Genomic DNA, 20,060 nt, shown 5'->3' with positions numbered 1-20,060 from the left:
TTAGCTTTTGAGATCGAGCCCGGTGACGTTGAACTCGAACGGGAAGGTTTCCGACTTCGGCCCGATAACCAGGTCGACCTTGACCGATTTGGCAGCGGCGATCGCCTCATAGGCCTTTTCGGAAGGCTTGATTTCGATTCCATCCCTGGTGTCGGCCATCCGCCCCTGCCAGCGGTGGGTCCTGCCGTCGTCGGTCCTCGCCGTCACCGCGCAGTTCGACAGGTCGCAGCGGAAGGGCGCGCCGACCAGCTTGACCGTTACATCCTTTTCGCCATTGCTCAACGGCTGGACGAGGAGCACCGAAAATGTATCGGGCGCGGTCATCGTCTGCACCATATTGGCGCTGCCGATATAGGCGACCTTAGCGCCCTGCCCGTCACGATATTTCCAGCTCTGGCCGATCTGCTCGCGCTGGGTGGGCTCTTTCGTTCCGCCGCCGCACGCGGCCAGCAGGCCGAGGCCGGCCAAAATCATCATAATGCGCATCGCATGTCCTCCACTCGGGGTTCAACGCGCGGGCGGACTGGCGGGTTTCTTCAGGCGTAACGCCCGGCGGTCTCGCGGATCAGGGCGATCATGTTGGGAATGCCCTGCGTGCGGTTCGACGAAAGCTGGTTCTTGAGGTCGAACGGACCCAGCGCCCCCTCTATATCGGCGGCGCTGATGTCGGCGGGCGCGCGATCCTGCACCGTCAGCAGGACGAGTGCGATAATGCCCTTGGTGATCGCGGCATTGCTGTCCGCCAGAAAATGCAGCCGGCCGTCTTCCAGGACCGTCGGATAGACCCAGACCGCCGCCGAGCAGCCGCGCACCAGCGTCGCGTCCGTCTTGAGCGCATCGGGCATCGGTTCCAGTGTGCGCCCGAGATCGATCAGCAGGCGATAACGGTCGTCGGGGTCGAGGAATTCATATTCCTCCTGAAGGTCGGTCAGCGTCGGCGTGTCGGTCATGCCGGCTCATATAAGGGTAAAAGCGCATGCGGAAAGCCGCTTTTGCCCGCCGCTGCGATTAAAGATCCACGCCGGCGGCGATCGCTTCGAGCTTGCGGATGCGTTCCTTCAGATCGGCGACCTCGATCCGGGCCGTGGCCGAGGGCGGCGCCGCATCTTCGAACCGGCGCGCCAGTTCCGCGCGCTTGAGATCGAGCCAGCCGGCCCAGCCGCGCAGCCCCGCGAGCGCCACGATGGCAAGGGCAGCTAATGCAGCCGCCGCCATGGTCAGATAAAAGAGGGGTTCGTGCATCTTGTCCTCCCTGTCGCCTTCACGGCCGCTCAGTCGCGGTCCCGCAGCTTTTCGAACTCGCGCTCCAGCGCCGTGGAGCCATCGGTCGCCAGCCTCTCCAGCACGGCGACGCGATCCTTGAGCGCCTTGACCTCGGCGCGCAGTCTTTCGGCTTCCGGGTCGGGCGCGCGGGCCAGAATGTCCTCACCCTTGTGGCGGCGAACGACGCCATATTTCGCGCGGACGACGCTGGCGATAGCGGTAATCGCTACGATGGCGACGACCATTTCGAACGGGTTCATGGTTGATTCCCCTTTCTGCGACGCCTGTCCCACAATCTGCGGGTCGGCGCGGATTTTCGATGAAGTGGCGGATCGCTTCGACCGGCGGCGTCAGCGCAGCCGGTCGATCTCTTCGGCCAGACGCGTATTGCGGCTGGTATAATAGATTTCGATGTCGGCCAGGCGACGGTCGATATCGCGGAACTTGGAGCGCACGTCGCGGGTCGAGCGCGCCGGATTGGTGCGCACGCCCTGCCAGAATTTCTCGTCGTCCCGGTCCGAATAAAGGCCAAGCGGCTTCTTGTCGGCGAAATAGGCGGCCGCGAAATAGGCGATCAGCGTCCAGGGAAAGGCGCCCATCAGCGTCACCAGCACTGCGCCCACGCGGACCCAGACGACATCGATGCCGCTATAGTCGGCAATGCCCGAACAGACGCCCAGCCATTTGCCATTCTGCTTGTCGAGATAGAATTTCGTGCGGCGCGCGGCCATGTCAGTTCCTCCGGTCCAGGCTGTAATCATCCGTGTCGGCGGCGCGCGCGACGCGGAAATCGGGGTTGTCGGCGGCGACGATCCGTTCGACCGTCTGCAACCGGTCTTCCAGCCGCCGCGCGAGCAGATGCAGATCGTCCAGCAGCCTTTCGTCCTCGTCGGTGATCCTGGGTGCCTGCTTCCACTTGGTGAGATAGTGGAAGATCAGCCAGGGCATGCCGATGAACAGCATGCCGACGACGACGATGGGGACGAGTATATCCTCCATCGCGTCAGCCCTCCCCGTTCGCGCTGGGCCTGTTCATGCTGGCTTTGAGCGCCGCCAGCTCGGCATCCACCTTGTCGGCGGACTTGAGTTCGGCGATCTCTTCCTCCAGCGTCTTGGGAGCCGCGCCAAGCGCCATCGCATCGGCGCGACCTTCGGCAAGATCCACCCGGCGCTCCAGCAGGTCGAAACGGGCGAAAGCCTCGTTCACCTTCTCGCCGGCATAGGCTTCACGTACGCGCAGGCGATTTTCGGCGCTCTGCATGCGGGCAGCCAGGCTATTCTGGCGCGCACGCGCCTCGCGCAGCTTGGCCTGCAACTTGGCGATATCCTCTTCCGAGGCCCTGAGCGCCTCGTCCAGTACGACAATCTCCTCCGACAATTGCTCGGCCATGTCGGTCGCCTTCTGCTTTTCGACCAGCGCGGCCTTGGCCAGATCTTCGCGATCCTTGCTGAGCGCCAGTTGCGCCTTGTCGGTCCAGCTGTCCTGAAGGCCGCGCAGCTTGTCGATATGGCGGCGCATTTCCTTCTGGTCGGCGATCGTACGGGCAGCGCCGGCGCGCACCTCGACCAGCGTCTCCTCCATTTCGAGGATGATCATGCGAACCATCTTCGCCGGGTCTTCCGCCTTGTCGAGCAGGTCGGTGACATTGGCGGCGATGATGTCGCGGGTGCGAGAAAAAATACCCATGTGAACTTCACTCCTGGTGGTTATTTGAGTGCCGGCGCACCCGTTTACGCCAGATAGCGCAGGGACACCGGGGTCGTCTTGCTCGCAAGCACGGGGGCCTCACTGGCGCGCGCCGGGCCGACCGCCGAAAGGATCATGGTCGATCCGAACAGAACAGCGGCGATGGCGACCGACAGCATCTGGCCGATGTCGCGGATTGCGATTTTCTTGTGGTCTTCCATGTCTAAACTCCCTGAATCTTGGCCTTCGTGACGTGCCCCTGTCTATGCAGCGGCTTGCAACAGACATTGCAGGGAGCGTGCCAATTTAGAAAAGCGCTGATTTGCGTGCTTTTTAGCTTTTTACGCCGAATGCTGCGGAATATTATTGCCGATAAGTGGGAATTTTCGCCATATGTTGGTAATGGAGAAAAATACTCAATTCATCGGTCAGTCCTCCGTCTTTCTCGACGCGGTCGAACTTGCCGGCCGGGCGGCCGAACTGAACCGCCCCGTGCTGGTGATCGGCGAGCGAGGCACCGGCAAGGAACTGATCGCCGAGCGGTTGCATCACCTCTCCCCGCGCTGGGGCGAACCGCTGATCGTCATGAATTGCGCCGCTTTGCCCGAAACCCTGATCGAAGCGGAACTGTTCGGCCATGAACAGGGCGCGTTCACCGGCGCGACGCGGGCGCGTCCCGGCCGATTCGAGGAGGCCGATGGCGGGACCTTGTTCCTCGATGAATTGGGTACGCTGTCGATGGCGGCGCAGGAACGGCTCCTGCGCGTCGTCGAATATGGCGAGGTCACCCGGATCGGCGCGTCCCGGCCGGTTACGGTCGATGTGCGCATCGTCGCCGCCACGAACGAGGATCTGCCCGCCGCGGCGCAAGCGGGCCGCTTTCGCCCCGACCTGCTCGACCGGCTGAGTTTCGAAGTCATCACCCTGCCGCCGCTCCGCGCGCGCGATGGCGATGTCGCCATATTGGCCGACCATTTCGCCCGGCGTATGGCGGCCGAGCTGAACTGGCCGCAATGGCCCGGCTTCAGCGCGGTCTGCATGGCGGCGCTGGACGCGCATCGCTGGCCCGGCAATGTGCGCGAATTGCGTAATGTGGTCGAGCGCGCGGTCTACCGCTGGGACGATCCGGCACGCCCCGTCAGCAGCATCAACTTCGACCCCTTCGCCTCGCCATGGCAGCCCGCGCCAGTGGCCGCGGACGTCATCGTGCCGCCAGCGCCCTTCGCCAGCGCGGACGTGATCACCGATCTGCGCGCCGCCGTCGACGCCCATGAAGCCGCGATCGTTCGTGCCGCGCTGGAACGCCATCGCTATAACCAGCGCGCCACGGCGAAGGGCCTTGGCCTTTCCTATGACCAGCTTCGCCACTGCATGAGAAAGCATGGGTTGACCTCAGGCTAGGACTCGACGGTCGGAATATCGGACGATATCCGGGACACCCGCTCCCGAGGAACCGACACAGCCCATGGCCGATCGATCCACTGAACCCGGCCATCCCGTCTACCGCGACATGGCCACCACCATCTTCGAAAAAATGTCCGGGCTGGCGCGGGAGACAGGCGCGATCAACCTGGGGCAGGGCTTTCCCGATGCTCCGGGACCCCCGGAGTTGCTGAGCGCGGCCGCCGACGCGCTGCTGAACCGGTCGAACCAATATCCGCCGATGGCGGGCCTGCCCGAGTTGCGGGCGGCGGTGGCGGCCCATTATGCCGAGCATCAGGGCATGGACCTGTCGCCGCAGGAGGTGATCGTCACATCGGGCGCGACCGAGGCGCTCGCCGCCAGCCTGCTCGCGCTGGTGCGGCCGGGCGACGAAGTGCTGGTTTTCGCGCCACTCTACGACGCTTATCTGCCGCTGATCGAGCGCGCGGGCGGCGTTGCACGAGTCGTGCGGCTGACGCCGCCTGCATGGCGCATTACGCAGGACATGCTGGAAGCGGCGATTTCGTCCAGAACCCGATTCCTGCTGATGAACAATCCGGTCAACCCTACCGGCGTCATGATCGGCGAAGAGGAACTGGCGCTGCTCGCGGACTTTTGCGTCGGCCATGACCTGATCGCGATCTGCGACGAGGTGTGGGAACAGGTGACCTTCGACGGCGCAATCCACTGCTCGCTGATGGCGGTGCCGGGCATGCGCGAACGCTGCGTCAAGATCGGATCGGCGGGCAAGATCTTCGCCCTCACCGGCTGGAAGGTAGGCTGGATGTGCGCGGCCCCGCCGCTCGCGACCTTGCTGGCGCGGGCCCACCAGTTCCTGACCTTCACCACGCCCCCCGCCCTGCAATGGGCCGTGGCGCAGGGCCTCGGGAAGCCGCGCGACTGGTTCGACCTGCAGCGGGCGGCGACTCAGGCCTCGCGCGACCGGCTCGCGCGGGGGTTGACCGACGCCGGTTTCGCCGTGCTGCCGAGCGCCGCGACCTGGTTCCTATCCGTTGATTTGCGTGCATCGGGAATCGCAATGGACGATGCGGCCTTTTGCGAACGCATCGTCCATGATGCCGGGGTCGCCGCCATTCCGGTTTCCGCCTTCTACCCCGATGACGCGGTCACCCATCTTGTCCGCCTGTGCTTCACCAAGTCGGACGATGTGCTGGACGAAGCGGTCGCCCGGCTCGCCGCCTTCCGGCAGAGAGCGCTTGCGAGCACGGCGGGCGGCGGCTAGGTTCCCTTTTCGTTCCAATAAAGGGTTTTCATGGACAGTATCGCCGCCTTGTTGATCCTCGTCGCCTTGCTGGCGGGCCTTGCGGCCGGCTGGCTGCTGCGCGGCAAGGCGCTTGCGCCCTTATCCGCCGAAAAAGCGGACCTCGCGGCGAAGCTGGAGCTGGCGGCGAGCCAGCGCAACGGCGCGATCGGCGAGCTGGCGGTGATGCAGGAGCGCGCGGCGCAGGCCAGTGCGGCGTTCGAGCGACGGGGGCAAGAGCTGGCGGCGCTCGGTCAGCGGCTCGAAGCGGTGCAGGCGGAACGCGAGGAGGCCCTGCGCGAACTCGCCGCGCTCACGTCCGACACGCGCGCCCGTGCCGAAGCATTCGAGGCGCAGATCGTCGCGCTCAAGGACGCCAAGGAACAGCTTTCCGCGCAGTTCAGCGAAATCGGCGGCAAGCTGCTCGATCATGCCAAGGCGGACTTCCTTACGCGCGCCGACCAGCGATTCGCGCAGGCGAATGAAAAGAGCGAGGCGCAACTCAAGACACTTCTTTCCCCGGTCGAAACCACCCTCAAACGCTATGAGGAAGGGCTGCAGCGGGTCGAGAAGGACCGCGTCGGCAGCTATGCCGAACTGCGCGAGGCGGTCAGCCAGGTGCAACTCGGCCAGGGGCAGGTGCGCGACGAGACCGCCAAGCTGGTCAACGCGCTGCGCGCTGCGCCCAAGACGCGCGGTCGCTGGGGCGAGCAGCAGTTCAAGAATCTGATCGAGACCGCCGGCCTTTCCCAGCATGTCGATTTCAGCGAGGAAGTGTCGGTCACGGTCGAAGACGGCCGTCTGCGCCCCGACTTCATCATCCGCCTGCCGGGCGACCAGCAGATGGTGGTCGACGTCAAATGCTCGCTGGTCGCCTATCTGAACGCGGTTGATCAGGTCGATCCAGCGATCCGCGACGCGCATATGATCGAACATGCCCGCGCCCTGCGCACCCACGCCGATGCGCTCGGGCGGAAAGCCTATTGGGAGCAATTCGAAAAAGCCCCCGACTTCGTCATCATGTATGTGCCCGGCGACAATTTCGTCACGGCGGCGCTGGAAGCGGACATGGACCTGTGGGAGCGGGCCGCGCGCAACCGGGTCATCATCTGCGGCCCCGCGACCTTCCTCCCCCTCGCCCGCACGCTGGCCGGCCATTGGCGGCAGGCCAAGATGCAGGATCAGGCGCGGCAGGTCGGACAGCTCGGCAAGGAATTATACGAACGGCTGGCGGTGGCGGCGACGCATTTGAAGCGCCTTGGGTCCGGCCTCAACAGCGCGGTGACCAACTATAACAGCTTCGTCGGCAGCTTCGACACGCGCGTCCTGTCCACCGGCCGCAAGTTCCGCGATCTCGACATAGAGACAGGCGGCAAGGAGATCGAGGCGACCGAGCCGCTCGACATCGTGGCGCGCGGAAGCCAGGCGGAAGAGGCCCGCGCGCTGCCACACGCGGCGGAATAGCGCCGACGGCTTGACCGCGCCCGCCCGGGCGGCAAGATCGCCGCCACGTCAACGGGGGTCACTCAATCATGTCCATCGCCTATTTGAACGGGGAATATCTGCCGCTGGCCGACGCGCATGTCTCGGTACTCGACAGGGGATTTTTGTTCGCCGAGGGCATTTACGAGGTCGCGGCGGTGATCGACGGCCGGCTGGTCGATAGCGCGTCGCATCTCGCTCGGCTGGAACGGTCGGCCAGCGCCATCGGCCTGTCGCTGCCGATCGGCCTTGCGGCGGTGGAGGCCGTGCAAAAGCAGTTGATCGCCCGCAATGGCCTGAACGAGGGTCTCGTCTATCTCCAGCTCACAGGCGGCGTGGACGCGGCGCGCGACTTCCTGCCCGCGCCGGATCTCGCGCCCACGCTCGTCCTGTTCGTGGCCGACAAACCGTTTGTCGACTCGCCCGCTGCGCGCACAGGCATAGCGGTGGCGACGATGCCCGACCTGCGCTGGGCAAGGCGTGACATCAAGAGCACCGGCCTGCTGGCTCAGGCGATGGCCAAGCGCGCTGCGGCCGATGCCGGCTGTCAGGAGGCATGGATGGTCGAAGATGGATTCGTCACCGAAGGCGCGTCGTCGACCGCATTCATCGTCACCGACGAGGGCATCGTCACGCGCCCCTATTCGCAGGCCGTTCTCGCCGGGTGCACGGGCGCCGCGCTCGGGATACTGGCGACGGAAGATGGCATTCCCCTGGTCCGCCGCACCTTTACCGTAGCGGAGGCGCTGGGCGCGAAAGAGGCGTTCATCACCAGCGCGTCGACGCTGTGCCAGTCGGTCGTCCGCATCGACGACCACAGGATCGGCGACGGCACGCCCGGCCCGGTCGCGACGCGTCTGCGGGCCCTGTACATCGATTTCGCTCGCCGCACCGCCGTCTGACACTGGAACTGCCACCGATCTGGATGAAGCCGACAAAGTCCCGTTTCGGTGCAGCGGCCCCGCCATATCGGTCTTAAACCGGATCAGTATGCGATGGCCGCGCGACCGCATGACCGACAGCCGGCAGCTTTTATCCATAATGGAAGAAGCATGGGCTGCATACTCTTGCCAAATCGATACCATAGGAACAGAACGTGCACAGGAGATTGAGTGTGATGGCCGACCCTTTTGCCGCAAAGATCGACATGCCCTATGGCGCGCCGGATGAACGGCGCGGCCTGCTGATCGTGGCGGATGACGGCTGGTTCGACAATGCCGGAGCGGTGGCGGCGGCAGCCGGCCTTAGACTGCTCGACGTCGTGCCCCTGGAAGCGGCGCCTGCGCGGCTGGATATCCAGATCGACTGTGACGTGGTCCTGCTGTGCTGCCAGCGGCCCGGTATCCTGCTGGAGCGGCTGATGGTGCAGATCGAAACGATCGCTATTCAGAATAATATGGCGGTCATCCTGCTCGCCGGTATCGAAACGCTGGATCTGGCCTATGCCTGCGTGCGCAGCCCGCGCACCCAACTGCTCTGCAATCCCGACAATACCGATCTCGCCGCCGCGCTGTTGGCCGCTTCCAGCAATGAAGCAAGCCTGCGCAATGTTAATGACGCGCCGCGGGAGGGCGAGAGCAATCGGCTCGATCAGTTGAGCCAGGAGGTCAGCCGGCTTGCACGCACGATCGAATCGCTGACCACCCGTTCGCGGGGCGCGGCACCTTCCTTTGATATGGGCGTGCGCATATCCGACCGGTCGAGCGACTATATCGGCATGCCGGCGCTTTCGCCGATCGGCGGCGAGCCGGCGACGGATACGGACGTCGCCATCACCGCCGCCCGGGTCCGCGACCTGCTCCGCGCGCGACGCATGCGCGCCGATTTCCTCGCCGGCGAGCTTTTTGCCGACCCGGCCTGGGACATGCTGCTCGACCTGATGGCAGCGCGGCTGGAACATGAGCGGGTATCGGTATCCAGCCTGTGCATCGCGTCGGCGGTCCCTCCCACAACGGCGCTGCGCTGGATTCGCACGCTGACCGACGACGGCCTGGTCGTGCGACAGGCCGATCCGCATGACGGCCGCCGCATCTTTATCGCGCTCGCCGATAGCGCGGCCGACGCCCTGACCCGATGGTTTACGGCGAGCCGCCGTTATCTGTGCTGCTGAACGGCCATTGCTCGTCCCGGCTTGACCGGCGCGCGGATTGCCCTAGAGAGGCGGTCGCCGATCGCCCGATCAGGGAGCGCGCATCGGGCGATTAGCTCAGTTGGTAGAGCGTCTCGTTTACACCGAGAATGTCGGCGGTTCGAGCCCGTCATCGCCCACCATTTTTAAGCCCACCCTGGCCGAAGCCAGGACGTTGATCGAAGCCTGGCGGCGGCATTACAACACCGTGCGGCCCCATAGCTCGCTGGGGTATCGCCCGCCGGCACCGGAAACAGCGACACCGCCATTGCCGCCCTCCGGTTCCGCTTCGCTCCACCTCCGGGCGGCAATGGCACCGGAGGCTTCTCCAAGGCCATGCTTGATGAGGCGGCGACCGCTTTCCTTAATGGCGAACCGCATGTCGCGCGGCTCATCCTGCGCGATCTGGTCAACGCCTCGGTTGGCTTTGAGGCGCTGGCGGAGGAGACCAGACATCCGAGCAAAAGCCTACATCGGATGCTGTCCGAAAAAGGTAACCCTAGTATGGACAATCTTGCCGCTATCTTTGCCTCTCTCCGTCGGCGTCTCGGTGTCACGATCGAAGCCCATACAGTAGAGGCGGCGTAATCCAGACCGGAAGCGATAAGAGGAGAGAGCCTGCCCGACGGTAACGCGCACGGAACCGATTATCGCACCGACTTTTCTCTCGGCGACCTCGGTGCCGTGCTGGATACGGCGGAGCGAGACAAACTGCCCAAGCGGTGCGACCTCGGTGTGGCCGTGATCCAGGAGCGTCTGGGCGTCGGCACGACCGACTTGTGCGAACCCGCTGGCCGGACAGGGAAACCGTCGAAGATAGTCGACAGGGGACACCGCTCGCCGACCTCCGTCGTTTGGCCGAACGTTGGCAGAACGGCTATGACTGGCGCTCGTGCGAAAGGTTTCTCAACAGTCTGAATCAGCACGTCACCCGGATCGACGGGATCGACATCCATTTCCTGCATATACGCTCGAAGGAACGCGGCGCCCTGCCGCTACTTTTGACGCATGGCTGGCCGGGGTCGGTGCTGGAGTTCCGCCATGTCATCGCCCCGCTCACCGATCCTATGGCGCATGGCGGCAAGGCATCGGACGCCTTCGACGTCATAATACCCTCGCTGCCGGGGCATGGCTTTTCCGGTAAGCCCACTACGACCGGATGGAATAATGAGCGCATCGCCAAGGCCTGGATCGTCCTGATGGAACGTCTGGGCTATACGCGATGGGCAGCTCAGGGCGGCGATCGTGGCGCACAGATCACCACCCGCCTTGGCTATATGCAGCCGCGCGTTCGGCCTTGCTCGGGCTATAACGCCATCAATGTGAAGGCCCTCGGATAATAAGTGACGTACAAAAAGCCTCCAAGTAGGAACCCGCGCGTCCTGCACGAAGCCCTATTGGAATTGGGCAAGCAACGCGCCGGCCGGGGAATTCGCGGTGTGGGGCGTTCCAGAGCCAGTATAATGCCAGACTTCGCAAGCAACTTTCAGCGGAATGCCGGCGGCCCGACCCAGACAGTGTCAGCTAGCTTTTTGTCAGATGCGCGTGGGCAGACTGAGAATGCCTCTCAGCGCGAGCTCGAACCCCCCTGCGACCAGTTCTGTGTCAGTTACCGGGTGGGTGACGGCATGAAGCGCCGTCGCCCTTGCCACTATCAAAAGCATTTCCACTCGCATGTCTACTTCACGAGCTGTTAGTTCAGGTAGCACGGTTCCTATGACCTTGCGAAACATAGCGCGAAATTGACGGTCTATTCGCTGGATCATCTCCGCAATCTTTTGGTTGCGCCCCGCTTCGACCTGAACCTCGGTCGCGATCGCGCCTCGATCATATTCAAGGAGCCAGGGAAGCTTGCTTATAAATGCCTGAACGATGGTGTCTACGGTCAGGACGGAGGATGTATCCAACTCACTCATATAGAGCATTAATTCCTGGAACTCTCGCTCGGCCAAGGCAATCATGATGGCCTCTTTGTTTTCGAAAATCTGGTAGATGTGTCCGGGACTCATCGATGCGGCCTCGCCGATGCGGCTTATGCTGGCCACGTGAAAACCCTCCGCCACCACGCAAGCGCGCGCAGCATCGAGAATCTGGTTCTGTCTTCGCTCGGATCGTTCCTTGCGTCGTTCTGCCGCCGCTTGTGCTCGTCGGTTCATCATGCCCCTTAAATGTTGCCCTCCACCCCATTCCCCAGTTCGTTGCTCTTCGGCAAGCCCCTCATGTGCAATTCTAAGAATGCGTATCCTTATTTCTGTTGACGTGGCTGTGTTGTGGGTATAAAACGTCGGTAAGGAAGCCTGAGGCTGCAAGCAGGTAACCACCTAGTATCGGTGAGGATATGATCGATCATGAGTGATCTCAATTTAGATGAAATGCGCACCCTGTATGATGAGATCATGGAGCTGGTTCGCTTGAAACAGCCAACGCTCGCGCCCGATGTGATGCGGTTGCCGGTTACCGATTATACCGACCAAGACCGTTGGGAACGCGAAGTCGAGATGTTTCGCAACACGCCTCATGTCATCGCATTCTCTACTGAACTGTCCGAACCTGGCAGTTATTGGGCCAAGACGATGGTAGACGTGCCGATCCTTCTGACGCGGCAGAAGAACGGCGAAGTGCGCATGTTCGTCAACGCCTGTCGGCATCGCGGGGCAAAGGTTGCGGCAGAGGGTCTAGGCTCGGCGACCCGATTGAGCTGTATCTATCATGCGTGGACCTACGGCCTGGACGGCAAGCTGCTCGCGATCGCGGAGCGCGACCTTTTCGGTGACGTCGACAAGTCTTGCCTCGGGCTGACCGAATTGGCGGTTGAAGAGCGCGCGGGTTTGATCTGGGGCGTTCTGACGCCCGGATTGGCACTGGATCTAGATGCGTTTCTCGGCCCGGAGATGGACAAGAACATCCGCAAAGCACGCTTCGATCGATATCATATTGTGGATCGGATGGATTTGCCGGCCGCAAATTGGAAGTTGGCGTCAGAAGGCTATGCAGAGTCCTACCACTTCATCAGCTTGCACGCGAAGAGCTTCGGAACGTTTGTCTATCCGAACATCCTGAAGTTCGACCATTACGGACTGCACACCCGCTATCTAACGCCAGCGCTTGGTATTGAGAAATGCGATCCGACGTCGCTGAACGAACTCAAGCGGTACGTCCAGATTGCCTACACACTGTTCCCGAGCATGGAGTTCGCATTTGCGAGCGATACCGCGTTCACTGAACATGGCGGCGAAGAAAGACCGCTGACCGAGCGCCTGTTCGTCAATCAGGTACTGCCTGGCGCCAGCCCGGACAAGTCGGTCACGATCTCCCGCACGCTTGTCACCCAAGGGGGGCTCGCAGCCGATCGGGTGGCGGAGACCAGGAACTGGGCGGCGATGACGCATCAGACGGTACGGGATGAGGATTATCCCGTAGTGCAGACGACGCAGGATACGCTCAAGTCGCGCGCTCAGAAGCATCTCATATTCGGGCGCAACGAAATCGCGCTTCAGCATTTCCATACTACTCTCCATCGCCTTTTGGACGAGGCACCGGAGGCGGCGCTCCAAGCGGCAGAATAAAGGCTCAATTGGATTGCCCAGCATCCGGCATGCGCCGCGTCGGGGGATAAATGACAATAATGACGGCGAATGGCCCGGGTGTCGATGTGACGACGGGTCACGGATAAGCTTGTCAGAACGGGATGAGGATCGACCGATGAACATCGCAGCGCCATCGTCACGTCGCCGACCCGACTCCATGCGAGACCTGGACCGCAGAACGGTGGGGCATCTTGCCAATGGCGGAACGACCGACCTCGCCGATGCGCCGCTTGCAGTGCCTGCCAGCGAATATACTGACCCGGCGAGATTCGAGACGGAATGCCAGGAAATCTTCGGCAAACTGCCGTTGCTCGCCTGTTTTTCCGGCGACATCGCCGAACCTGGCGATAGCTTCACCTTCGATGCGGTGGGCCCTTCCTTACTCATCGTGCGCGGAAAGGATCGCAAAGCGCGCGCCTTCCTCAACATGTGCACGCACCGCGCTGCGCCGTTGGTGGCGACAGGCCAGCGCCGCAAGTTGATCGTCTGCCCGTTCCACGCGTGGAGCTTCGATACGCAAGGCAAGCTCGTCGGCGTGCCGAAAAAGGAATGTTTCGACGACCAGGACCGCGCGGCGCGAAATCTCATACCCGTGCCGGTTGGCGAATGGGGTGGCATGATATTCGTCAAGGCGCATCCGGGCGATGAAGACATTGATGTCGAGGCGTGGCTGGGCGACATGGGACCACAATTGCTCGCCCTCGACCTAGCCAAAGCTAGACCAATTACGTTCGAGCGGGTCGACGCGGCCGCCAACTGGAAATACTGCCTCGATACATTCGGCGAAGCTTATCACTTCAAGGTTTTACACGCGACGACCATCGCTCAGATGTCAGTACCCGACGTCGCACTGTTCGACGCCTTCGGGCCGCATCACCGCGTCTGTTTCACCAATAATCATTACAAAGACTGCGTCGGCCAGCCTGAAACGGATTGGCCGGACGTTCCTTATACGGGCAGTCATCTCATCTTCCCAAATACCATTTTGTATCCGGCCGCTCATCAAGGTGGCATCGGCCTATACCGCCTGTTTCCCGGCGAGAGCGTCGGAAAATGTTTCACCTATATGTCGGTCTACCGCGCATCGCATGCCCCTGATTCAATAACCGATCAATCGCTGATCGATGGCCATAACTGGAATATCGGGATCGTGGGTGGTGAGGATTATAGCGTCTCTGAAGGCGGCCAGCGCAATCTCGAACATGCACCCAAGGGTTTCAAGATGGTGTTCGGACGTAACGAGGTCGCGCTCCAAAATATGCATCGGAATATCGACGCCATTATCGGGCCGGCAGAAGGCTGAGCTGTAATCAATATTTTGGACCGAGGTAAATTAACCTGAGTAAGAATTGCTGATCGAGTCTGCCAAAGGCGAACATAACTAATAATCTAAAGGGGATATAACATGAAAATTTCTACCAAGAAGGCACTCAGGGTTGGAGTGTCCGGCTTTTGCTTATTGGCTGTGGCCGCCCCTGCTTATTCTCAGGAAACGCAAACACCAGACCCTGCATCTTCGTCGGGCGACATTATCGTCACAGCGCAGCGGCGTTCGGAGCGTCTCCAGGATGTGCCCCTTGCGATCACTGCGGTGACACCTGAGGCCGCGACACAGCTTGGGCTGCGCAACATGCGTGATGTCCAGCTGGCTATGCCGGGCACCGATTTTACGGTCACCAGCGGCTTCCTGGCGCTGTTCATTCGCGGCGTGGGCGTGCAGACGGCGACGCCGGGCCTTGAGTCGCCCGTGACCATCTATCTCGATGGCGCTTATATTCCGCGCGCAGGCGGACTGAACTCCTTGCTTGACCTGGTCGACCCGGGCTCGATCGAAGTTCTGCGCGGCCCTCAGGGAACATTGTACGGCCGGAACGCTACCGGCGGCGTCGTCCGCATCAGCAGCGCGGCACCGACCGACAAGTTCGAAGGTCGTGTTCTCGCGGAATATGGCCGCTTCGACCATAAGCAGGTGGATGGCATGCTGAACGTGCCGATCTCGGACACGCTGAGCGTTCGATTTGCCGGCCGCTACAGAAATGAGGACGGCTATATCCGGAACTCCAATGGTGTCGATCTGGGAGGAGCCAACAATTATACCGCGCGTGGCCGCTTCAAATGGGACCCGAGCGATGCCTTGAGCATCACCGGCGGCGTCGAGTGGCAGCGGAGCAACGCCAGAAATTACGCCGATCAGCTCGGCCTGGGTGCGCCGGTTTGTTACGTGTGCCAGACCAGCGGCGACACGCCCCCGAGCTTCTACAGGTCGATCCAGTCGGAATCGGGAAAATATTACAACCGCATGTTCCGCGCCGATCTGCGGGCGACCTTGCAGTTGGATCAGTTCGACCTGACCAGCACCACGACCTATTTCAACAATCTCAGCCGCCAGCGAGGCGAAACCGACTTCACGCCCGCACCAATTTTCTTCTATCAGGTGGATCGCAACGGCGGCAAGTCCTACTCTCAGGAACTGCAGCTTGCTTCCAATCTGGATGGGCGGTTCAACTATCTGTTCGGCGTGAACTATTTTTACGACAAGAGCTTCATCGGCTTCTCACTGGTGGGATCGGCTTATGATTTCGCGCTGAATGCCGTGGGCGCATATCCAGGTGCCGACGATCGGATCAAAACCGAATCCGTCTCGGCCTTCGTTGAAGGCACCTATCAGGTGACTGACCAGGTCAAGGTAACGGCAGGTGGCCGCTATACCTATGACAAGCGCGACCTGACCATCGTGAACAATGCAGGGTTCCAACTGTTCGGCGCTCCCGCAATATCGAAACAATCGGCATCGTTCCGCGCGTTCACCCCTCGCTTCGTAGTCGCTTGGGATAATGGACCGCTCAACATTTACTATAGCTATACCCGCGGCTTCAAGGCTGGCGGCTTTGGTACGCCCTCGGCGTTTCCTGCTGACAGGGTCAATCCCGAGAAGGTCTTCAACCACGAAGTCGGTGTGAAGAACTCGGCATTTGGCGGTAAATTGAGAAGCAACCTGTCTGTATTCTACTATAAAAACAAGGGCCTGCAAGCGCAGGTGCTCGACGCCACAGGTGGCGGCCAGAGGACCCAGAACAGCGGCGCGGCCGAAGGCTATGGTGCTGAACTGGAAGTCAATGGCGACCCGATGCCGGGCCTGGTTCTGGGCGGTTCTCTTGCCTATCAGCATATCACATATCTAAGCTATCCCAATGCATCGACTGTGTGTTTCGACCCCACCGGTACGATCAATACTGCGGCGCCCGGAGCCACGATGTACTCTTGCTCATTGGACTTTTCAGGCACGCGGTTGCCGCACGCGCCGCGCATTACCGCTTCGCTCAACGGTAGCTACACCTTCGCACTGGGCGACTGGTCGGCCAATCTGGCGGGCGTCGCGCAATATCGCTCGCGTTTCCTGTTTACGCCAGGCGCCGGCGGACAGCTCGGTTTTGATCAGCAGAAGGGCTATGTCGTCGCCAACTTCTCCGGCTATGTCAGCCCCCCGGGTGATGCGTTGCGTCTCGGCCTCTATGTGGACAACGCCTTCGACAAGAAATATGCGCAGAACCGAGCGACATACCAGCCCTATGGTATGAGCTTCTTTGCCGCACGGCCTCGCACCTATGGGGTACGCGCCGAGTATCGTTTCTGAATGCTGGTCGGAGGGGAACTTGCATGTTGCAGGCTCCCCCCCCCCCCCCCCCGGCGATCATCGGATGAACACTTAAGCCGTGAAGGGCGAATAGTTCAGCACGGGTAAGAGTTAGGACGAGCGCTGTGTTGCGCTAAGCCTTGGGATGGTGCTTAAGGTCGTTTCATGGAGAAGAGTGATGGGTGAGTTCAGCAACGTAGAAGACCGGCTTGAAATTGCCGCGTTGAACCAACGCTATGCATTGCATGTCGATTTTCACGAAATCGAAGAATGGGTCAGTCTTTTCACCCCGGACGCCGTCTTCGACGAGAGCGAATTCGATAACCCGCTCATGAACGGCCACGACGAAATCCGTGCCTATGGAAATCACCTCACGGAAATCGTCCGGCATGTCCTTCATCATATGACGACTCACCATATTACCGACATGACGGCGACGACGGCCCGGGGCAGGGCCTTCGCACTGATAGAGGCCGTGCTGAACGATGGGACCCACGCGCGTACACATTGCATTTACGAGGATCGTTATGAAAAGATCGACGGTCGCTGGCTGATAGCGGAGCGGATTCTTCGGAAAACCATCGAACCCGAAACGATTGCGATATCGTCGCCAACTGCAAGCTAAGCTTGAGATGCGGTTGTGCACATGCAGCCGTCGTTGAACGGAGACACCTCCCTTACTACTTGTTGGCCAGATGCTCCTGCGACCTCTGATGTCGCTGCTGGCCAAGAAAAATAAGCTGCAAGGCTACTAAACCGAGGAGAGGCCAGCGATGTTCAAGATCATGACGCTGATGAAGCGCAAGCCCGGGACGTCGATGGAGCATTTGATCGACTACTATGAGAACAATCACTCGGCATTAGGCGTCAAGATCTGGACGGAAACGGGAAAGCCTCCCGTCCGGTACTTCAGGCGATATTTTTCCCCGATGGTCTTTGCAGGGGCGCCAATACCCGACCAAGTGCCCGAAATGCCTTTCGATGTCGCCATGGAATTGTGGTTCGACAGTCGAGAAGATAGCGACGAATTTTTCCGTCGTGGATCGGCCGATCCCTATGGCGAAATCTTCGCTGCGGACGAAATGAATTTCATTGATCGCGAGAAGAGCTTGATGGTGGTGCTCGAAGAGCATGAAACGGACCTGAGCGCTTGCCGCCCCGTTTATGAAGCGGGTGCAACTGAGGCGAAATGCCAGCCCGGCCCGGCCATTGGACCCACAGCATTATAGTTTGGGTCGAACTCTACGGTAGGACCGCGGGGGCTAGTTGGGCGGACAGAAGACTGAAGCGCCCTGTAATAGATGATAAGGAACGGGAATGACGGAACGAAACAGGATCGCAGTCCTGTGCGCGAGCAGCCGGATGGGTCAGGCGCAGGTGCGCGAAGCTTTGGCGGGCGGGTATCAGCCGCAGGCGATCTCGCGGTCTGGGGTTATCTTTGACCGTGAGGAGTTCTGCGGCACGAGCGTGGTCAGCGCCGATTTTTCTGATGTCGGCGCGTTGGCGGCCGCGTTCGTGGGAATGGACGCGATCTTGAGCGCGATCCCTTCGCTGGCAGGCGAGAAATCACCCCAATATGCGCAAAATCTTGTCGCAGCGGCCAAAGAAGCAGGCGTGCACCGCATCGTGCATAACTCCATGATGTGGGCACCGGACGCACCTTGCGGGCAGCCCCATTATGATGCGGTTCTGGATCTGGAGAACATCATCGCCGGTTCCGGCCTTGAGGTCACGATCTTTCGGCCGGTGCTCTTCATGGACAATCTGATCACGCGCTTCGCGAGGCCCAACCTGGTTAATCACGGGCTGTACCGTTATTGCCAGCGGCCCGGCATGCTCGCGAACTGGATAGCGATGGACGATGTCGCCAAGTTCATGGTGGCGGCGCTTAGTCGCGACGACCTTATTGGCCGTCGCATCGCAATCGGCGGTCCCGAAACGCTGGCCGTGGAAGAAGTGGTCGACATCCTGTCGGAATCGTTGGGCCGCCCGATTACCTATCAGTATGAGGACCCCTATGAGTGGGGCGCGCGGGTTCATGAGGAAGTGGGTCTGGCCGATCTGATGCCGCGCGAGGTGTATACGGAGGCGATGGGGCTCTTTTATACCTTTAACAATACATCGTCCCATCGGCCGTTCGAGGTTGATATGGAGGCGGTGCTCGCGGAAATCCCGCTTGATCTTATCACCCTGCGCGAATGGGCCGCGCAGCAGGACTGGACCCCTGAAACCGATAATGGAACAGCGATAGGGTCATTATCTGGCTAATGATTGCCGACGGCACATGATATAAAAATGGAGATTGCTGATCAACCAATTTGAATGTTTCGGCGTCTTAGATCGGCGCGAAAGATCAGCAAGTGTCTGAAGCATGTTCAAGGACAAGATATATTCCTGCAGCCCTCACATGGGTAACGTTCTGTGCGAGATCGAAGGTGATCGGGCAAAGCGTGAAAGTATGTTCTTTTGCGTTTCCGCGTTCAAGGCTCCACTTCCTACACTGCGCTGACAGGTCCGCGCCACTGTCTCCTTTCATACATGCGGAACTTTGATCAATATCCATGACGTGATCGGCACATGAGACGTTCTAGTCTACTGTAGCAACCGGCCCCTCAACAAGGGCTGGAAACAGGCAATAGGGCCTATTAGAAGTAGACTGTGCCCTTCATATTTTTAACATGTAGGAGTGACTTATGGTCGACGAAAATAGCTATGTTCCGCCCGCTGTTTGGGCGTGGGACCAAGACAGCGGTGATCGGTTCGGCAACAACGTCAACCGACTCAACCGGCCGATCGCCGGCGCCACCAGCGAGCGGGCACTGCCGGTGGGACACCATCCTCTGCAACTTTACTCGCTCGGCTCTCCTAACGGCCAGAAGGTCACGATCTGTCTCGAGGAATTGCTCGCGCTCGGTATCGATGAAGCGGAATATGATGCCTGGTTCATCGACATCGGCGAGGGGGACCAGTTCACTAGCGGGTTCGTCGACATCAATCCCAATTCGAAGATTCCGGCGATGGTTGACCGCAGTGGCAGCGAACCCATCCGTATTTTCGAATCCGGTGCGATCCTCTTCCACCTGGCCGAGAAATTCGGCAAATTTATCCCCCTGAGCGGCGCGGCGCGCGCGGAATGCCTGTCGTGGCTATTCTGGCAGGTAGGGAGCACACCTTCCGTTGGCGGAGGGTTCGGCCATTTCTACGCCTACGCGCCCGCCAAAATCGAATATGCGATCGACCGGTTCGCACTTGAAGTGAAGAGGCAGATGGACGTGCTCGATCGCAGGTTGGCCCAGAGCGAGTATATCGCCGGGCCGGATTATACGATCGCGGATATGGCGATCTGGCCTTGGTACGGCGGTCTCGCGAGGGGAGAAATTTACGACGCCGGCGAGTTCCTCGGTGTCCACAACTATCGGCACGTCCAGCGCTGGACCGAAATGTTGGGAGCCCGGAAGGCAGTCCGCCGCGGCGCCATTGTCAACCGGAGCTTCGGCGATTCGTCCAATCAACTGCGCGAGAGGCATGATGCAAGCGACTTCCAGAACATGATCCAAGAAGATCGAGAGTGACGCTGACTGACGCTGCCCCTTGGG

At 60.9% G+C, this 20,060-nt stretch carries 23 protein-coding genes and 1 tRNA gene; 14 read left to right on the top strand and 10 right to left on the bottom strand.

Going from position 1 to position 20,060, the window contains the following annotated elements; translation table 11 throughout:
* From WG907_RS00735 to WG907_RS00700, 8 genes are all read right to left on the bottom strand, one after another.
* Complete coding sequence (locus WG907_RS00735; protein ID WP_340230625.1) at window positions 1–486, bottom strand: hypothetical protein; 486 nt, start codon at window positions 484–486, stop codon at window positions 1–3.
* Window positions 487–536: 50 nt separating this feature from the next.
* Window positions 537–950 carry a SufE family protein gene (locus tag WG907_RS00730; RefSeq protein ID WP_340230623.1) on the bottom strand — a complete coding sequence of 138 codons (414 nt, stop codon included), beginning with the start codon at window positions 948–950 and terminating at the stop codon, window positions 537–539.
* 58 nt (window positions 951–1,008) lie between these two features.
* Window positions 1,009–1,242 (bottom strand): hypothetical protein, encoded by a 234-nt coding sequence (locus WG907_RS00725; protein WP_340230622.1) that lies wholly within the window; start codon window positions 1,240–1,242, stop codon window positions 1,009–1,011.
* 29 nt (window positions 1,243–1,271) lie between these two features.
* Window positions 1,272–1,523 carry a hypothetical protein gene (locus tag WG907_RS00720; protein ID WP_340230621.1) on the bottom strand — a complete coding sequence of 84 codons (252 nt, stop codon included), beginning with the start codon at window positions 1,521–1,523 and terminating at the stop codon, window positions 1,272–1,274.
* 90 nt (window positions 1,524–1,613) lie between these two features.
* The gene (gene pspC / locus WG907_RS00715; RefSeq protein ID WP_340230620.1) at window positions 1,614–1,994 is read right to left on the bottom strand and encodes an envelope stress response membrane protein PspC; all 381 of its coding nucleotides are present in this window, start codon (window positions 1,992–1,994) and stop codon (window positions 1,614–1,616) included.
* A gap of 1 nt (window position 1,995) precedes the next feature.
* The gene (gene pspB / locus WG907_RS00710) at window positions 1,996–2,262 is read right to left on the bottom strand and encodes an envelope stress response membrane protein PspB (protein ID WP_340230619.1); all 267 of its coding nucleotides are present in this window, start codon (window positions 2,260–2,262) and stop codon (window positions 1,996–1,998) included.
* A 4-nt stretch (window positions 2,263–2,266) separates the two neighbouring features.
* Window positions 2,267–2,950, bottom strand: coding sequence for a phage shock protein PspA (gene pspA, locus WG907_RS00705; RefSeq protein WP_340230618.1), 684 nt, complete (start codon window positions 2,948–2,950; stop codon window positions 2,267–2,269).
* A 44-nt stretch (window positions 2,951–2,994) separates the two neighbouring features.
* Complete coding sequence (locus tag WG907_RS00700) at window positions 2,995–3,171, bottom strand: hypothetical protein (RefSeq protein ID WP_340230617.1); 177 nt, start codon at window positions 3,169–3,171, stop codon at window positions 2,995–2,997.
* A 181-nt stretch (window positions 3,172–3,352) separates the two neighbouring features.
* Here WG907_RS00700 and pspF point away from each other — a divergent pair, with 181 nt between their 5' ends.
* The 6 genes from pspF to WG907_RS00670 all read left to right on the top strand — a co-directional run bounded on the left by pspF (window position 3,353) and on the right by WG907_RS00670 (window position 9,386).
* Window positions 3,353–4,351 (top strand): phage shock protein operon transcriptional activator, encoded by a 999-nt coding sequence (pspF, locus tag WG907_RS00695; RefSeq protein WP_340230616.1) that lies wholly within the window; start codon window positions 3,353–3,355, stop codon window positions 4,349–4,351.
* Between the two features lie 64 nt (window positions 4,352–4,415).
* A complete protein-coding gene (locus tag WG907_RS00690; protein WP_340230615.1) occupies window positions 4,416–5,615 on the top strand; it encodes an aminotransferase in 1,200 nt (399 codons plus the stop codon).
* 30 nt (window positions 5,616–5,645) lie between these two features.
* Entirely contained in the window at window positions 5,646–7,097 is a 1,452-nt protein-coding gene (locus WG907_RS00685) for a DNA recombination protein RmuC (protein ID WP_340230614.1), read from the top strand.
* Window positions 7,098–7,165: 68 nt separating this feature from the next.
* A complete protein-coding gene (locus WG907_RS00680) occupies window positions 7,166–8,017 on the top strand; it encodes a D-amino-acid transaminase (protein ID WP_340230612.1) in 852 nt (283 codons plus the stop codon).
* 215 nt (window positions 8,018–8,232) lie between these two features.
* On the top strand, window positions 8,233–9,225 hold the full coding sequence (locus WG907_RS00675) for a MarR family transcriptional regulator (protein WP_340230611.1): 993 nt from the start codon (window positions 8,233–8,235) through the stop codon (window positions 9,223–9,225).
* 85 nt (window positions 9,226–9,310) lie between these two features.
* Window positions 9,311–9,386: transfer RNA gene (locus WG907_RS00670), tRNA-Val, on the top strand.
* Between the two features lie 55 nt (window positions 9,387–9,441).
* Here the strand turns inward: WG907_RS00670 and WG907_RS00665 are convergent.
* On the bottom strand, window positions 9,442–9,699 hold the full coding sequence (locus WG907_RS00665; RefSeq protein WP_340230610.1) for a hypothetical protein: 258 nt from the start codon (window positions 9,697–9,699) through the stop codon (window positions 9,442–9,444).
* 323 nt (window positions 9,700–10,022) lie between these two features.
* On the opposite strand from WG907_RS00665, the gene WG907_RS00660 reads away from it, so the two are divergent.
* The gene (locus tag WG907_RS00660; RefSeq protein ID WP_340230609.1) at window positions 10,023–10,583 is read left to right on the top strand and encodes an epoxide hydrolase family protein; all 561 of its coding nucleotides are present in this window, start codon (window positions 10,023–10,025) and stop codon (window positions 10,581–10,583) included.
* Window positions 10,584–10,778: 195 nt separating this feature from the next.
* Here the strand turns inward: WG907_RS00660 and WG907_RS00655 are convergent, their stop codons facing one another.
* Window positions 10,779–11,399 carry a TetR/AcrR family transcriptional regulator gene (locus WG907_RS00655; protein ID WP_340230608.1) on the bottom strand — a complete coding sequence of 207 codons (621 nt, stop codon included), beginning with the start codon at window positions 11,397–11,399 and terminating at the stop codon, window positions 10,779–10,781.
* A gap of 192 nt (window positions 11,400–11,591) precedes the next feature.
* Here WG907_RS00655 and WG907_RS00650 point away from each other — a divergent pair, with 192 nt between their 5' ends.
* The 7 genes from WG907_RS00650 to yghU all read left to right on the top strand — a co-directional run bounded on the left by WG907_RS00650 (window position 11,592) and on the right by yghU (window position 20,036).
* Window positions 11,592–12,809: an aromatic ring-hydroxylating oxygenase subunit alpha gene (locus WG907_RS00650; protein ID WP_340230606.1), complete on the top strand. Its 1,218-nt coding sequence runs from the start codon at window positions 11,592–11,594 to the stop codon at window positions 12,807–12,809.
* A 136-nt stretch (window positions 12,810–12,945) separates the two neighbouring features.
* Window positions 12,946–14,133: an aromatic ring-hydroxylating oxygenase subunit alpha gene (locus WG907_RS00645; protein WP_340230605.1), complete on the top strand. Its 1,188-nt coding sequence runs from the start codon at window positions 12,946–12,948 to the stop codon at window positions 14,131–14,133.
* A gap of 102 nt (window positions 14,134–14,235) precedes the next feature.
* A complete protein-coding gene (locus tag WG907_RS00640) occupies window positions 14,236–16,464 on the top strand; it encodes a TonB-dependent receptor (protein ID WP_340230604.1) in 2,229 nt (742 codons plus the stop codon).
* Between the two features lie 178 nt (window positions 16,465–16,642).
* On the top strand, window positions 16,643–17,089 hold the full coding sequence (locus tag WG907_RS00635; RefSeq protein WP_340230603.1) for a nuclear transport factor 2 family protein: 447 nt from the start codon (window positions 16,643–16,645) through the stop codon (window positions 17,087–17,089).
* A gap of 148 nt (window positions 17,090–17,237) precedes the next feature.
* A complete protein-coding gene (locus tag WG907_RS00630; protein ID WP_340230601.1) occupies window positions 17,238–17,693 on the top strand; it encodes an EthD domain-containing protein in 456 nt (151 codons plus the stop codon).
* 88 nt (window positions 17,694–17,781) lie between these two features.
* Window positions 17,782–18,732: an SDR family oxidoreductase gene (locus WG907_RS00625; RefSeq protein ID WP_340230600.1), complete on the top strand. Its 951-nt coding sequence runs from the start codon at window positions 17,782–17,784 to the stop codon at window positions 18,730–18,732.
* 425 nt (window positions 18,733–19,157) lie between these two features.
* Window positions 19,158–20,036: a glutathione-dependent disulfide-bond oxidoreductase gene (yghU, locus tag WG907_RS00620; RefSeq protein ID WP_340230599.1), complete on the top strand. Its 879-nt coding sequence runs from the start codon at window positions 19,158–19,160 to the stop codon at window positions 20,034–20,036.
* Window positions 20,037–20,060: the final 24 nt, after the last annotated feature.

This window comes from Sphingobium fluminis (genome assembly GCF_037723805.1).
Lineage (GTDB): Bacteria > Pseudomonadota > Alphaproteobacteria > Sphingomonadales > Sphingomonadaceae > Sphingobium.
This window is presented reverse-complemented; position numbering and strand designations above follow the sequence as displayed.

Bases quoted from the DNA above. Each gene is read 5' to 3' on its own strand.
- WG907_RS00735 (WP_340230625.1), bottom strand. From the start codon at position 486: ATGCGCATTATGATGATTTTGGCCGGCCTCGGCCTGCTGGCCGCGTGC.
- WG907_RS00730 (WP_340230623.1), bottom strand. From the start codon at position 950: ATGACCGACACGCCGACGCTGACCGACCTTCAGGAGGAATATGAATTC.
- WG907_RS00725 (WP_340230622.1), bottom strand. From the start codon at position 1,242: ATGCACGAACCCCTCTTTTATCTGACCATGGCGGCGGCTGCATTAGCT.
- WG907_RS00720 (WP_340230621.1), bottom strand. From the start codon at position 1,523: ATGAACCCGTTCGAAATGGTCGTCGCCATCGTAGCGATTACCGCTATC.
- pspC (WP_340230620.1), bottom strand. From the start codon at position 1,994: ATGGCCGCGCGCCGCACGAAATTCTATCTCGACAAGCAGAATGGCAAA.
- pspB (WP_340230619.1), bottom strand. From the start codon at position 2,262: ATGGAGGATATACTCGTCCCCATCGTCGTCGTCGGCATGCTGTTCATC.
- pspA (WP_340230618.1), bottom strand. From the start codon at position 2,950: ATGGGTATTTTTTCTCGCACCCGCGACATCATCGCCGCCAATGTCACC.
- WG907_RS00700 (WP_340230617.1), bottom strand. From the start codon at position 3,171: ATGGAAGACCACAAGAAAATCGCAATCCGCGACATCGGCCAGATGCTG.
- pspF (WP_340230616.1), top strand. From the start codon at position 3,353: ATGGAGAAAAATACTCAATTCATCGGTCAGTCCTCCGTCTTTCTCGAC.
- WG907_RS00690 (WP_340230615.1), top strand. From the start codon at position 4,416: ATGGCCGATCGATCCACTGAACCCGGCCATCCCGTCTACCGCGACATG.
- WG907_RS00685 (WP_340230614.1), top strand. From the start codon at position 5,646: ATGGACAGTATCGCCGCCTTGTTGATCCTCGTCGCCTTGCTGGCGGGC.
- WG907_RS00680 (WP_340230612.1), top strand. From the start codon at position 7,166: ATGTCCATCGCCTATTTGAACGGGGAATATCTGCCGCTGGCCGACGCG.
- WG907_RS00675 (WP_340230611.1), top strand. From the start codon at position 8,233: ATGGCCGACCCTTTTGCCGCAAAGATCGACATGCCCTATGGCGCGCCG.
- WG907_RS00665 (WP_340230610.1), bottom strand. From the start codon at position 9,699: ATGTCTGGTCTCCTCCGCCAGCGCCTCAAAGCCAACCGAGGCGTTGAC.
- WG907_RS00655 (WP_340230608.1), bottom strand. From the start codon at position 11,399: ATGAACCGACGAGCACAAGCGGCGGCAGAACGACGCAAGGAACGATCC.
- WG907_RS00650 (WP_340230606.1), top strand. From the start codon at position 11,592: ATGAGTGATCTCAATTTAGATGAAATGCGCACCCTGTATGATGAGATC.
- WG907_RS00645 (WP_340230605.1), top strand. From the start codon at position 12,946: ATGAACATCGCAGCGCCATCGTCACGTCGCCGACCCGACTCCATGCGA.
- WG907_RS00640 (WP_340230604.1), top strand. From the start codon at position 14,236: ATGAAAATTTCTACCAAGAAGGCACTCAGGGTTGGAGTGTCCGGCTTT.
- WG907_RS00635 (WP_340230603.1), top strand. From the start codon at position 16,643: ATGGGTGAGTTCAGCAACGTAGAAGACCGGCTTGAAATTGCCGCGTTG.
- WG907_RS00630 (WP_340230601.1), top strand. From the start codon at position 17,238: ATGTTCAAGATCATGACGCTGATGAAGCGCAAGCCCGGGACGTCGATG.
- WG907_RS00625 (WP_340230600.1), top strand. From the start codon at position 17,782: ATGACGGAACGAAACAGGATCGCAGTCCTGTGCGCGAGCAGCCGGATG.
- yghU (WP_340230599.1), top strand. From the start codon at position 19,158: ATGGTCGACGAAAATAGCTATGTTCCGCCCGCTGTTTGGGCGTGGGAC.